Annotated in this window: 7 protein-coding genes; 5 read left to right on the plus strand and 2 right to left on the minus strand. The window is 75.4% G+C overall.

From position 1 onward, the window contains the following. The coding region (locus GA0070558_RS29925) for a transposase family protein (RefSeq protein ID WP_141722309.1) at positions 1 to 270 on the plus strand (270 nt) is incomplete at its 5' end. 76 nt (positions 271 to 346) lie between these two features. On the opposite strand, the gene GA0070558_RS29930 is transcribed toward GA0070558_RS29925, so the two are convergent. Together GA0070558_RS29930 and GA0070558_RS29935 are read right to left on the minus strand one after the other, a co-directional pair. Continuing rightward, positions 347 to 553, minus strand: a complete 207-nt coding sequence (locus GA0070558_RS29930; protein ID WP_091286101.1) for a DUF397 domain-containing protein — start codon at positions 551 to 553, stop codon at positions 347 to 349. Positions 554 to 889: 336 nt separating this feature from the next. Next, the gene (locus GA0070558_RS29935) at positions 890 to 1,114 is read right to left on the minus strand and encodes a GntR family transcriptional regulator (protein ID WP_091286104.1); all 225 of its coding nucleotides are present in this window, start codon (positions 1,112 to 1,114) and stop codon (positions 890 to 892) included. A 161-nt stretch (positions 1,115 to 1,275) separates the two neighbouring features. Here GA0070558_RS29935 and GA0070558_RS29940 point away from each other — a divergent pair, with 161 nt between their 5' ends. The 4 genes from GA0070558_RS29940 (at position 1,276) to GA0070558_RS29955 (ending at position 13,844) form a co-directional block, all read left to right on the plus strand. After that, entirely contained in the window at positions 1,276 to 1,692 is a 417-nt protein-coding gene (locus GA0070558_RS29940) for a DivIVA domain-containing protein (RefSeq protein WP_091286107.1), read from the plus strand. Beyond that, positions 1,685 to 1,990, plus strand: coding sequence for a hypothetical protein (locus GA0070558_RS29945; RefSeq protein WP_091286110.1), 306 nt, complete (start codon positions 1,685 to 1,687; stop codon positions 1,988 to 1,990). Before GA0070558_RS29940 ends, GA0070558_RS29945 begins: the two co-directional genes overlap by 8 nt. After that, positions 1,977 to 3,209, plus strand: coding sequence for a helix-turn-helix domain-containing protein (locus GA0070558_RS29950; RefSeq protein ID WP_091286114.1), 1,233 nt, complete (start codon positions 1,977 to 1,979; stop codon positions 3,207 to 3,209). The genes GA0070558_RS29945 and GA0070558_RS29950 overlap by 14 nt, the downstream gene beginning before the upstream one ends. A 228-nt stretch (positions 3,210 to 3,437) precedes the next feature. Further along, entirely contained in the window at positions 3,438 to 13,844 is a 10,407-nt protein-coding gene (locus GA0070558_RS29955; protein WP_091286117.1) for a type I polyketide synthase, read from the plus strand. The last annotated feature ends 7 nt before the right edge of the window (positions 13,845 to 13,851 follow it).

The raw sequence follows: 13,851 nt of genomic DNA on the forward strand, positions 1-13,851 counted from the left end.
GCCGACTCCGGCTACGAAGGCGCTGGCCAGGGCATCCACACCCCGTACAAGCAACCCGCCGGCGGCCGACGCCTGGCGGTCGACAACCGCACCCACAACGCGATCCTTCGATCCCTGCGGTGCCTCGGAGAACGTGGCTTCGCCATCCTCACCGGCCGCTGGCGCACCCTCCGACACACCACCGCCAGCCCCCGACACCTCGGCGACATCGTCCGCGCCGCACTCAACCTCACACACTTCGAATACCGCTACCTATCCGAATCTTGCTGAGATCACCTCATTGTCGGCGGACGTGAACGCGAAGAGGGGTACCCATCCCGAGATCGGGTTCCCTCCGGTGGGTCGGTCAGCCTCGATCGAACTCCCCATCCTTGGCACCCTCGATGAAAGCCGTCCACTCCCGGGGCATGAACATCAACGCTGGCCCCGATGGGTCCTTGCTGTCCCGCAGTGCAACAGCATTGGTGAGCTGGGCGACTTCCACGCAGTTGCCATTTGCGCCGCTACGAGTGCTCGTCCGCCAGGTCACGGCACCCAAGTTGAGTTCTCTCATGTTCGCTTTCCCTCACGCTCAGTGTATGTCGATCAAGTGGTCGGAGGTTCCGCGAGTCGGCCACGTCCAGCGTTGCCGACCGAAGCTTGTCGAATGTCTCGGCATACCGGACCGCGCGGTACAGGGCTGACAGCGACAACGACCGCAACACCACCACCATCAGCGAAAGGTGTTCCGCCGCCGCGTAGATCGACTGCCCAGGGTTGGGGCGGCCTGGGAACACGTCACGACGACCGAGAGGACGGCGTCCGTCATGCTGGCTGCGACTGGTGACATTGGTGCATGCGGACCGCGATGGGTTGTCTCCTGCCGTCGGGTGGGCCGGTGACGTTGTGGCTACCCGGTCTCAGCCACGAAAACACCCTTGCCCTGTTTGCCGTACACCAGGCCGCGATCGTGCAGCAGGCCGAAGGCCCGATTGATCGTCGCGAGCGAGACGTGGTTCTTGTCTGCGAGTTCGGCGGTGGAGGGCAGCTTGTCGTGTGCCTTCAGCTCCCCGGACTTGATCTGCCCAGCGATGCCGTCAGCGATGCGGCGGTACTCAGCCTGCTCGTATGGCACGAAGGGAAGTCTAGGTCGGCAAGCTCCTCACTCACCACAAGATCAGCAATATGTCAAGGTCTGACTTAAGTCAAGGTGTGACGTATCTTGGTTCAAGATGATCCACGTGGGCCGTGTACGGCCGGCAAGAAGTGGCTGTCAGCAGCCCAGGACGGAGGCACATGGAGACCAGCGCCGACGCGGTTGGAGATGAGTCCTCTAGCGGTATCGGCGGTACCCGCGAGGGTGGCGCGCTCTACCGGTCCAGCCGGGGTCTGCTGACCCCTGCCGACGTCCGGTGGCAGGAGTTCCCGTTGACCCGGTTCGGCCGGCGCGGCTTCGACCCAGAGGCGGTCCGTAGGTTCCTGCGCCGGTTGGAGGCCGACCTCGACGCCCTCTACCGGGAACTCGTCGCCGCCCAGGACGAGGCCCGCCGCCACCGGGAGGACGCGGCGGAACTCCGCGCGGAGCGCTGGCGGCCCGACCCCTCGGCGCGGCGGCCCCGAAACGAGTACCGACGCCCGCCCCTGTGGCCGCCCTACTCACCCCGTCGGCAGGGCTGCCACCGTCGGCCGGGGGAGGGGCCGGGCGATGACTGACTACCCGGCGCTGCACGGCCCGTCGCGGCCGGACTGGAACTGCCTGGTCTGCGGCGACCCGTGGCCGTGCCTGACCCGTAAGCGCCAGCTCAAGGAGCTGTGCCGGTGCAACATCCGGACGCTTGTCCGCTACCTGACCTCGTACCTCCCGGACGCCCAGGCGGAGATCACGGGCATGAGCAGCGCCGACATAGCCGACCGCATCGTCGGCTGGTGCGCCAGGCCGTTGGAGATGTGGGCGGTCGAGGAGAACACCCGGGCCGTACCCAATCTGGGGTGGCGTCGTGACCAGCCGTGAGCTGCCGATAGGACGCCGGGTCGCCCGGCTGCGGACCCGGCGGCGGATGACGCAGCAGATGCTCGCCGACCGGCTCGGCAAGTCGAAGAGCTGGGTCGACAAGGTCGAGCGGGGGGTCCGCGCCCTCGACCGCTACACCGTGATTGAGGAACTCGCCGCCGCGCTGCGCGTCGACCCGGTGACGCTGCTCGGCCGCGACGCCCTGCCGTCGCCAGCCGCCCGCGCCGCCGCGCAGGGCATCGACGGGGTACGCGCCGCCCTCGACCGCTACGACACCGCCGTGTCCGGGCCGCAGGCGCGGCAGGCGGCACCGCCGGTCGGCGAGCTGGACCAGCGGGTACGGCACGCCTGGCTGACCTACCAGCATGCCGACTATCCCCAACTGCTGCGGATGCTGCCGGAGCTGCTCGGCGACACCCAACACGCCCACGCCGCCCACGCGGCGAACACCGGGGACGGGGCTGCGGAGCTGCTGGTGCAGGCGTACCGGATCACGTCGTCGGTGCTGGTGAAGCTCGGCGCGGGCGACCTCGGCTGGCTGGCCGCCGACCGGGCCATGTCCGTGGCCGCCGGCGACCCGCTGCTGGCGGCGGCGGCAGCCGTGCCGCTGGGGCAGGCGCTGCGCGCCCTGCACCGCCCCCGGCCGGCCCTGGCCGTCACGATCGCCGCCGCGCACCGCATCGCGCCCGAGGCGCGGCGCGACGGCCCGTCCCCGAGCCTGGCGCTGCACGGAACGCTGCTGATCCAGGCCGCCCTGGCCGCCGCCGGAGCCGGCGACGAACGCGGCGCAGAGGAACTGGTCGACCACGCGGCCCGGATCGCCGACGAGACCGGCGAGACCGGCGAGGCCGCCGAGGAGCACGACCGGCACTGGACCGGCTTCGGCCCCACGGCGGTGCGGATGGCCCGGGTCGCCGCCGCCGTCGAGCTGGGCAACGGCGGCGAGGCGGTGCTCCTGCACGAGCGGGTCGTCGGCGCTGACCACTGGCGACGGTTGCCCGCCGAGCACCGCGCGGCGTACCTGCTCGACGCCAGCCGCGGGCACCTCCGGGCCGGCGACCCGCTCGCCGCCGGGCGCGCCCTGGTCGACGCGGACCGGACCGCGCCGGCCGAGGTCCGGTTACGGCCGGTGGCCCGTACGCTGCTCACCGACCTGACGCGCCGCGAACCGGTCCCGGCGGACGTGGCCCGGCTCGCCGCGGCCCTCGGGCTCGGGTGACGGCCGGAGAGCGAGGCCCGGCCCAGGGGCCGTGGTAGGGGCCCGCTAGGGGTTGGCAGCGCCGTCCGGGGCCAAATACCTTCCTCCGGTACGTAGGACCTGGTCTGTGTTGCAGTGGTGTTTGTCTGGCAATTTCTGGTCGGTTCGTGGGCTCTGGTTTTTGCGGCTTGAGGCGTCTGTCGACGGTATTGGGCCGCCTGGTTTTTCCGGCCCGAAGAGGTGGCGGCAATGGCGACTGAGGACACTCTCCGGGAATACCTGAAATGGGTTACCGCGGATCTCCACCAGACGAAGAGGAAACTCGGGGAGCTGGAGGCGGCCCACCGGGAGCCCATCGCCATCGTCGGCATCGGCTGCCGGTTCCCGGGCGGCGTGCGGTCCCCCGAGGACCTGTGGCGGCTCGTCGCCGACGGCCGTGACGCCATCTCCGACTTCCCCGCCGACCGGGGCTGGGACGTCGACCGGCTCGTCCACCCCGACCCCGACCACCCCGGCACCTCGTACGTGGGGCAGGGCGGGTTCCTCGACTCGGCCACTGAGTTCGACGCCGGCTTCTTCGGCATCTCCCCGCGCGAGGCGCTGGGTATGGACCCGCAGCAGCGGCTGCTGCTGGAGACCTCCTGGGAGGCGTTCGAGCACGCCGGCATCGACCCGGCGACGCTGCGCGGCCACCAGGTCGGCGTGTTCGCCAGCACCACCGGCCAGGACTACGCGGCGCTGCTCCAGTCGCCCCCGCCCGGCGTCGAGGGGTACGTCCTCACCGGCACCGCCGCCAGCGTCGTCTCCGGCCGCATCTCGTACGTGCTCGGCGTGGAGGGACCCGCCGTCTCCGTCGACACCGCCTGCTCGTCGTCGCTGGTGGCGCTGCACCTGGCCTGCCACGCCCTGCGGCAGGGGGAGTGCACCCTCGCGCTGGCCGGCGGCGCGACCGTCATGTCCACCCCGGCCGCGTTCATCGGCTTCTCCCGGCAGCGCGGCCTCGCCTTCGACGGCCGCGTCAAGGCGTTCGCGGGGGCCGCCGACGGCACCGCCTGGGGCGAGGGCGTCGGCGTGCTGCTCGTCGAGCGGCTGTCCGACGCCCGCCGCAACGGCCACCCCGTCCTCGCCGTCGTGCGGGGCTCCGCCGTCAACCAGGACGGCGCGTCCAACGGGCTGACCGCCCCGAACGGCCCCGCCCAGCAGCGGGTGGTGCTCCAGGCGCTGGCCGGCGCGCGGCTCACCCCCGCCGACGTGGACGCCGTCGAGGCCCACGGCACCGGCACCAGCCTCGGCGACCCGATCGAGGCCACCGCCCTGCTCGCCACGTACGGGCAGGGTCGCCCGGCGGACCGGCCGCTGCGGCTCGGCTCGGTCAAGTCGAACATCGGCCACACGCAGGCCGCCGCCGGCGTCGCCGGGGTCATCAAGATGGTGCTGGCCCTGCGCCACGGCCAGCTTCCCGCCACCCTGCACGTCGACGAGCCCACCCCGCACGTCGACTGGACGGCCGGCGCGGTGTCCCTGCTCACCGAGGCGCAGCCCTGGCCGGCGGGGGAGCGGCCCCGCCGCGCGGGCGTCTCCTCGTTCGGGATGAGCGGCACCAACGCCCACGTGATCATCGAGGAGGCCCCGGCGGAGACGCCGGACGCCGCCCCGGCGGCCCCCGGGACCCCGCCCGCCGAGGCCACCCCGGCGACCCGACCGGCCGGCCCCGCCCCGGTGGCGACCGCCGGCCTGGTCCCGGTGCTGCTGTCCGCCCGGGACGCCGCCGGCCTCGCCGCCCAAGCCACCCGCTGGGCCGACTGGCTCGCCACCGAAGCCGACCCTGGCGCTGCCGCCGAGTCCGACGCCAGCACCGAAGCCGCCGGCACCGGGACCGACGCCGGGGCGCGGCTGGCCGACCTCGGCTGGTCGTCGGTCACCACCCGGGGCGCGCTGGAACACCGGGCCGTCGTCCTCGCCGCCGACCGCGCCGACCTGCTGCGCGACCTGCGTACGCTCGCCGCCGGCGACACCGCCCCCGGCCTCGTCACCGGCACCCCGCGCGGTGGGCAGGTGGCGTTCCTGTTCTCCGGGCAGGGTGCCCAGCGCCCCGGCATGGGCCGCGAGCTGGCCGAGGCGTTCCCGGTGTTCGCCGCCGGGCTCGACGAGGTGTGCGGGCACCTCGACCCCCGGCTGCCGAAGCCGCTGAAGACCGTCCTGTTCGCCGAGGCCGGCACCCCCGAGGCCGCGCTGCTCGACCAGACCGTGTTCACCCAGGCCGGGCTGTTCGCCGTCGAGGTGGCGCTGCACCGGCTGCTGGAATCCTGGGGCGTCACCCCCGACGTGCTGATCGGCCACTCCATCGGCGAGATCACCGCCGCCCACGTCGCCGGCGTGTTCAGCCTCGCCGACGCGGCGACGCTGGTCGCCGCCCGGGGGCGGCTGATGCAGGCGCTGCCGGCCGGCGGGGCGATGCTGGCCGTCGCCGCGCCCGAGGGCGAGGTGGCGGCGAGCCTGGAGGAGCACGCCGGCCGGGTGGGGATCGCCGCCGTCAACGGCCCGGCCGCCGTGGTCGTCTCCGGTGCCGAAGCCGCCATCGACGAACTCGCCGACCTGTGGGCCGCGCGCGGGGTGAAGACCAAGCGGCTGACCGTCAGCCACGCGTTCCACAGCCCGCTGATGGAGCCGATGCTCGCCGGGTTCGCGGCCGTCGTCGCCGGGCTCGACCTGCGCGCGCCGGCCCTGCCGATCGTGTCCAACCTGACCGGTGACCTCGCCGACCCCGAGGCGCTCCGCACCCCGGACTACTGGATGCGGCACGTCCGGGAGGCGGTCCGCTTCGCCGACGGCGTCGAGCGGCTGCGCGCCCACGGCGTCGGCACGTACCTCGAGGTCGGCCCCAGCGGGGTGCTCACCGCGCTGACCCGGGAGATCCTCGGGCCCGACGCCGACCCCGCCGCCGTGGCGCTGCTGCGCCGCGACCGCCCCGAGCCGGCGTCCCTGCTCACCGCGCTCGCCGAGCTGCACGTCGCCGGCGTGCCCGTCGGCTGGCGGGAACTGTTCGCCGGCACCGACCCCCGCCGGGTCCGGCTGCCCGGGTACGCGTTCCACCGCGAGCGCTACTGGCCCGACCTGACGGCCCTGCCCGCCCCCGCCGGCACGGAGTCCACCGCCGACGCCGCGTTCTGGGCGGCCGTCGAACGGGCCGACGTCGACGCGCTGCGCGACCAGCTCGGCAGCGCCCCGGCCGGCGACGCCGACCCCGTGGACACCCTGCTGCCCGCGCTGCCCGTCCTCGCCGCCTGGCGACGCGACCGGCACGACTCGGGCGTGGCGGACGGCTGGTCGTACCAGGTGGTGTGGAAGCCCGTGCCGGTCGCCGAGGGTGACCGGCCGGCGGGCCGCTGGCTGCTCGTGCTGCCCGCCGACGCCGCGCCCGCCTGGGCCGACGGCCTCGCCGGCCTGCTGCGGGCCGGCGGCGACGAACCGGCGACCCTGCGCGTCGGAGCCGACGACCTCGACCGGGCCGCGCTCGCCGACCGGCTGCGCGCCGCCGTCGGCGACGAGCCCGTCGCCGGGGTGCTGCACCTCGTCGCCGGCCAGGACGCGCTGCTGCCCGCCCACCCCGGCACGAGCGTCGCCGCCGCCACCACCCTCGTGCTGCTGCAGGCCCTCACCGACCTCGACGTCGCCGCACCCGTCTGGTGCGTCACCAGCGGGGCCGTCAAGGCCGGCCCCGCCGACCGGGTCGACCACCCCCTCCAGACCCTCGTGTGGGGCCTCGGTCGGGCCGCCGCCGTCGAGCAGCCGCACCGCTGGGGCGGCCTCGTCGACGTGCCGGCCAACCCCGACGAGAGCGTGCTGCGCCGGCTCGCCGCCGTCCTGGCCGGCGGCAGCGGCGAGGACCAGGTCGCCGTGCGCCCCGGCGGGGTCTGGGGCCGCCGGCTCGCCCCGGCCGCCGCCCCCGACCGGCCCGCCGCCGACTGGTGGGCCGACGGCACCGTCCTGGTCACCGGCGGCACCGGCGCGCTCGGCGGCCACGTCACCCGCTGGCTGCTCGACAAGGGGGCCCGCCGGGTCGTCCTCGTCGGCCGGCGCGGCGCCGCCACCCCCGGCCTCCTCGACGGGTACGCCGACGACGGGCGGGTCACCGCCGCCGCCTGCGACGTCACCGACCGGGACGCCGTCGCCGCGCTGCTGGACACGCTGCCCGACCTGACCGCCGTGGTGCACGCCGCCGGCACCGACCAGTTGACCCCGCTCACCGGCACCACCCTCGACGAGTTCTCCCACGTCGTCGCCGGCAAGGTGCTCGGCGCGCTGCATTTGCACGACTGCCTCGCCGACCGGCCGCTGACCGCGTTCCTGCTGTTCTCCTCCATCTCCGGCGTGTGGGGCAGCGCCGGCCAGTGCGCGTACGGGGCCGGCAACTCGCTGCTCGACGCGCTCGCCGTGCACCGCCGCGACCGGGGCCTCGCCGCCACCGCCGTGTCCTGGACCGCGTGGGGCGGGGCCGACGGCATGGCCGCCAAGAACACCGCCACCGAGGCGCTGCACCGGATGGGCCTGCCCACCATCGACCCGCAGCACGCCCTCGTCGCCCTCGACCGGGCGGTGCGCCGACCCACCCCCTGCGTCACCGTCGCCGACGTCGACTGGGGACGCTTCCACCCGGCGTTCACCCTCACCCGGCCCAGCCCGCTGCTGTCCGAGCTGCCCCAGGTGCGGGCCCTCGCCGAGGCCGACGCCGAGGCCGCCGCCGCGCCGGCCGGCGTCGCCGACGCCCTGCGCCACCTCGCCGACCTGCCCGAGGCCGAGCAGGAACGCGAACTGCTCGCCATCGTCAACGCGCAGACCGCCCGCGTCCTCGGCCACGCCACCGCCGACGACCTGCGCGGCCGACCGTTCGCCGACCTCGGCTTCGACTCGCTCACCGCCGTGGACCTGCGTACCCGGCTCAACGAGGTCACCGGGCTGCGCCTGCCGTCCACCCTCGTCTTCGACCACCCGACCCCCGCCGATCTGGCCCGGCACCTGCGCGAGACCGCGTTCGGCGGCACCGCCGCCGTACCCGCCGAGGCCCGCGTCGCCGTCGGCACCGACGAGCCCGTCGCCATCGTCGGCATGGCCTGCCGCTATCCCGGCGACGCCCGCAGCCCCGAGGAGCTGTGGCGGCTCGTCACCGACGGCGTCGACGCCATCGGCGACTTCCCCACCGACCGGGGCTGGGACACCCCCACCCCGGACAGCGGCTACGTCCCGGCCGGCGGCTTCCTCTACGACGTCCCCGCCTTCGACCCCGCGTTCTTCGGCATCTCGCCGCGCGAAGCCCTCGCCATGGACCCGCAACAGCGGCTCACCCTGGAGGCGTCCTGGGAGGTCCTGGAACGCGCCGGGCTCGAACCCGGCAGCCTGAAGGGCAGCCGCACCGGCGTGTTCGTCGGCGCGTCCACCTCCGGCTACGGGACGGGGCTCACCGAGGTGCCCGAGGGCACCGAGGGCTACCTGATGACCGGCGCCGCGCACAGCATCATCTCCGGCCGGGTCGCGTACACGCTCGGGCTCGAAGGGCCGGCCGTCACCGTCGACACGGCCTGCTCGTCGTCCCTCGTCGCGCTGCACCTGGCCGGTGAGGCGCTGCGCCGGGGCGAGTGCGACCTGGCCCTGGCCGGCGGCGTCACCGTGATGGCCACCCCCGGCACGTTCGCCGAGTTCTCCCGCCAGCAGGGCCTCGCCGCCGACGGCCGGTGCAAGTCGTTCGCGGCGTCGGCCGACGGGACGGGCTGGTCCGAGGGCGTCGGCATGCTCCTCGTCGAACGGCTCTCCGACGCCCGCCGCAACGGGCACCGGGTCCTCGCCGTGGTGCGGGGCAGCGCGGTGAACCAGGACGGTGCGTCGAACGGTCTGACCGCGCCGAACGGGCCGTCGCAGCAGCGGGTGATCCGGCAGGCCCTGGCGAATGCGCGCCTGTCGACGTCGGATGTGGACGTGGTGGAGGCGCACGGCACGGGCACGACGTTGGGTGACCCGATCGAGGCGCAGGCGTTGCTGGCGACGTACGGGCAGGGTCGGGGCGATGCCGCGCCGCTGTTGTTGGGGTCGATCAAGTCGAACATCGGTCATGCGCAGGCGGCGGCGGGTGTGGCCGGGGTGATCAAGGTGGTGCAGGCGATGCGGCACGGGGTGGTGCCGGCGTCGTTGCACGTGGATGAGCCGTCGCCGCACATCGACTGGTCGGCGGGTGCGGTGGACCTGGTCACGGAGGCGCGGCCGTGGCCGGTGGTGGACCGGCCCCGTCGGGCGGCGGTGTCGTCGTTCGGCATGTCCGGCACCAACGCCCACGTCATCGTCGAGCAGCCGGAGGAGCCCGCCGACACCCCGGTCGCGGACCCCGCGCCGGGGCTGGTCGACGCGGACGTCCTCGTCTGGCCGGTGTCGGCCCGGTCGGCGGCGGCGCTCCGCGACCAGGCCGCCCGCCTGGCCAACCACGTACGCGGCCGCGACGCCCTCGACCCTGCCGCGCTGGCCTGGTCCCTCGCCACGACCCGCGCCACGTTCGACCAGCGGGCGTCGGTGGTCGGGTCGGGCGCGGCCGACCTGCTCGCCGGTCTGGACGCCCTGGCAAGTGGTCTGCCGGCGGGCAACGTGGTGTCGGGTGTGGCGTCGGGTCATGGCTCCGGGCCGGTGTTCGTGTTCCCGGGTCAGGGTGCGCAGTCGGCACGGATGGCGGCCGGCCTGGTCGGTCGTGCGCCGGTGTTCGACGCGAAGCTCGCCGAGTGCCAGCGTGCCCTCGCCCCGCACCTCGACGTCGACCTCGTCTCCGTGTTGACCGGCGATGACGAGTCGTGGTTGGAGCGGGTGGAGGTGGTGCAGCCGGTGCTGTGGGCGGTGGGCATCGCTCTGGCGGCGGTGTGGGAGCACGCGGGCGTGTCCCCGCAGGCGGTGGTGGGTCACTCGCAGGGTGAGATCGGCGCCGCCTGCGTGGCGGGGATCCTGTCCCTGGAGGACGCGGCGAAGACGGTGGCGTTGCGGTCGCGGGCCCTTGCGGTGCTGCGGGGGACGGGTGCGATGGCGTCGGTGGACCTGTCCGCCGATGCGGTCACCGAGCGTCTCGCCGCGTTCTCGGGTGTGGGTGTGGCCGCCGTGAACGGCCCGGCGACGGTGGTCGTGTCGGGTCCGCCGCAGCCGGTCGCGGACCTGGTGGACGCCTGCCAGGCCGACGGGATCCGGGCGCGGCTGATTCCGGTGGACTACGCGTCGCATTCCCCGTCGGTGCAGGACGTGGCGGAGCAGCTGCGCGCCGATCTGGCTGACGTCGCCCCGCAGTCGGGTCGGGTCCGGCTCGTGTCGACGCTCACCGGTGACTGGGTGGATCCGGCGTCGATGACCACCGACTACTGGTATGACAACCTGCGGCAGACCGTCCAGTTCGACGCGGCCGTGCGGGTCGCCGTGGCCGGCGGGCACACCACGTTCGTGGAGATCAGCCCGCACCCGGTGCTGACGATGCCGGTCACCGCGATCCTCGACGACGCCGGCGTCACCGGCCACACCCTGGGCAGCCTGCGGCGGGGTGATGACGACCCGGCCCGGCTGCTGACCAATCTGGCCACCGCGCACGCGATCGGCCTGCCCGTCGACCTGACCAAGGTCCTCGCCGAGGCCGGAATCGTCGACCTGCCCACCTACCCGTTCGCGCGGGACCGCTACTGGCTGCAGGGCAGCGGCGCGAGCCGGGCCGGGCTGCCGTCGGTCGGCCTCGACGCCGCCGACCACCCGCTGCTCAGTGCCGTGGCCGACCTGCCCGGCGACGAGGGCCTGCTGCTCACCGGCCGGATCTCCCTGGCCACCCACCCGTGGCTCGCCGACCACGCCGTGCTCGGCACCGTCCTGCTGCCCGGCACCGCGCTGGTCGAGCTGGCCTCCTTCAGCGGTCGGCACGTCGACGCCGCCCACGTGACCGAGCTGGTCCTGGAGGCACCGCTCGCCGTGCCGGAGGAGGGGAGCGTGGACCTGCGGGTCCGCGTCGGCGCGGCCGGCGAGGACGGCCTGCGGCCCGTCTCCGTCCACTCGTGCGTCGGCGAGGCCCACCCGTCCGCCGCCGACGGCGGCGACCAGCCCGGGGCTGCCGGCCGGCAGTGGCAGCGGCACGCCCACGGCCTGCTCGCCCCCACCCGGCCGGTGACCGTCGCCCCGACTGCCGCGTGGCCCCCGCCCGGCGCGGAACCGATTGCCCTCGACGCGTTGTATCCGCACCTCGCCGAGCAGGGCTACCACTACGGGCCCGTGTTCCGCGCGCTGCGCGCCGCCTGGCGGCACGGCGACGACCTCCTCGCCGAGGTCGCCCTCGACGCCGACGCGCCCGGCGACGCGGCCCCGTTCACCGTGCACCCGGCCCTGCTCGACGCCGCCCTGCACGCCATCGGCGCGAGCGCCCTCGGCCGCGCCGACGCCGGCAGCCAGGCCGACAGCGAGGCCGACAGCACCGGCAGCGCCCACAGCGAGGCCGCCGACAGCGACAGCACCGGCAGCGGCGCGCAGCCGGGGCTGCCGTTCTCCTGGACCGGGGTGGCGATCGCGCCCACCCGGGCCCGGGAACTGCGCGTGCGGCTCACCGCCGCCGACGGGTCGGTGGCGGCCACCGTCACGGACACCGGCGGCGTGCCCGTCGCCTCCCTCGACGCCCTCGTGCTGCGGCCGATCACCGCCGACCAGCTCAGCGCCGCCCGTCGCACCACCAACCGGTCCCTGCACCGCCTCGACTGGGTCACCCCGGAACCGGCCGCCGGCCGGCCCGTAACCCTCGCCGCGCTCGGCGACGGATGGCCGGGCGTCGCAGGCTCCGGAGGAAGCGCCGGGTGGCCGGGCGTCGACGCGTACCCGAGCCTGGACGACCTGGCGGCGGCCGTGGCCGGCGGGGCGGCCCGGCCCGACGCGGTGCTCGCCGCCGTGACCGGGCAGCGCGCCGACGAGCCGGGTCCGGCGCGGGCCGCGCACCTGGTCGCCCACGAGGCCCTCGCCCTGGCGCAGGACTGGCTGGCCCGGCCTGAGCTGGAGGCGGCCCGGCTGGTCGTGGTCACCCGGGGCGCGGTCGCCGTCGCCGCCGACGACCGGCTCACCGACCTGCCCGCCGCGACCGTGTGGGGCCTGGTGCGCTCCGCCCAGTCGGAGCACCCGGGCCGGATCGTCCTGCTCGACCTCGACGACGACCCCCGGTCGGCGGCGGCGCTGCCGGTGGCCCTGGCCACCGGGGAGCCGCAGCTCGCCGTGCGCGCCGGGCAGCTCCGCGCGCCCCGGCTGGCCCGGCTCGGCCCGCCGCCGCCGGACGCGGCGGCCCCCGACCTGTCCGCCGGCACGGTCCTGGTCACCGGCGCGACCGGCGCGCTCGGCCGGCTCGTCGCCCGGCACCTGGCCACCCGGCACGGGGTACGTGGGCTGCTGCTGGTCAGCCGCAGCGGCCCCGACGCACCCGGCGCGGCCGACCTCGTCGCCGAGCTGGCCGGCCTCGGCGTCGCCGCGCAGGTGGTCGCCGCCGACGTCACCGACCGCGACGCGCTCGCCGTGCTGCTCGACGAGGTGCCCGCCGACCGGCCCCTCGTCGGCGTCGTGCACGCCGCCGGGGTCCTCGACGACGGGGTGCTGCCGGCGCTCACCCCGGCCCGCTTCGACGCCGTCCTCGGGCCGAAGGTCGACGCCGCCTGGCACCTGCACGAGCTGACCGAGAAGCTGGACCTCGCCGCGTTCGTGCTGTTCTCGTCGGCGTCCGGGCTGTTCGGCGGCCCCGGGCAGGCCAACCACGCCGCCGCGAACGCCTTCCTCGACGCGCTCGCCCAGCATCGGCGCTCGCGCGGGCTCACCGTCACGTCGATGGCGTGGGGGCCGTGGGCCAACCCGGACCTGCCCGGCGGACGGCCCGGTCACGTCGACGAGCGGCGGATGAGCCGGGGCGGCTTCCGCCCGCTCGACGCCGACGAGGGCATGGAGCTGTTCACCGAGGGGCTGCGCCACGCCGACCCGGTGGTCGTGCCCGTCGCCCTGGACCTGGGGGTGCTCGGGCGGCTCGGGCCGGCGCTGCCCCGGCTGCTGCACGGCCTGGTCCGCCCGGCCGGCGCGGCGGCACCGGCGGCGGCCCCGGCCGCCGACGCGGCGGCGGCGCTGCGCGACACCCTCGCCGCCACCGCGGAGGCCGAGCGCGACCGGGTGCTGTCCGACCTGGTCCGCACCCACGCGGCGGCGGTCCTCGGGTACGCGTCGCTGCGCGACATCGACGCCGACAAGGGCTTCGTGGAGCTGGGCTTCGACTCGCTGACGGCGGTGGAGTTCCGCAACCGGCTCACCGCCGCCACCGGGCTGCGGCTGCCGTCGACCCTCGTCTACGACCGGCCCACCACCACCGCCCTCGTCGGCTACCTGCGGGGCGCGCTGCTCGCCGAGCGCAGCACGTCCGCGCTGTCGGTGCTCGGCGAGCTGAGCAAGCTGGAGACCGTCATGCGGGCCGTCGCCGCCGACGACACCGACCGCGCCGCCGTCGCCGACCGGCTGCGGGAACTGCTGTCGGCGTGGACGCACACCGAGGCCGACGCCGACGACGACGGCACCGGCGACGGCGGGCTCGCCTCCGCCACGGCGGAGGAGATCTTCCACCTGCTCGACGACGAGCTCGGAACGGCCTGACCCGGAT

The organism is Micromonospora haikouensis (assembly GCF_900091595.1).
GTDB lineage: Bacteria > Actinomycetota > Actinomycetes > Mycobacteriales > Micromonosporaceae > Micromonospora > Micromonospora haikouensis.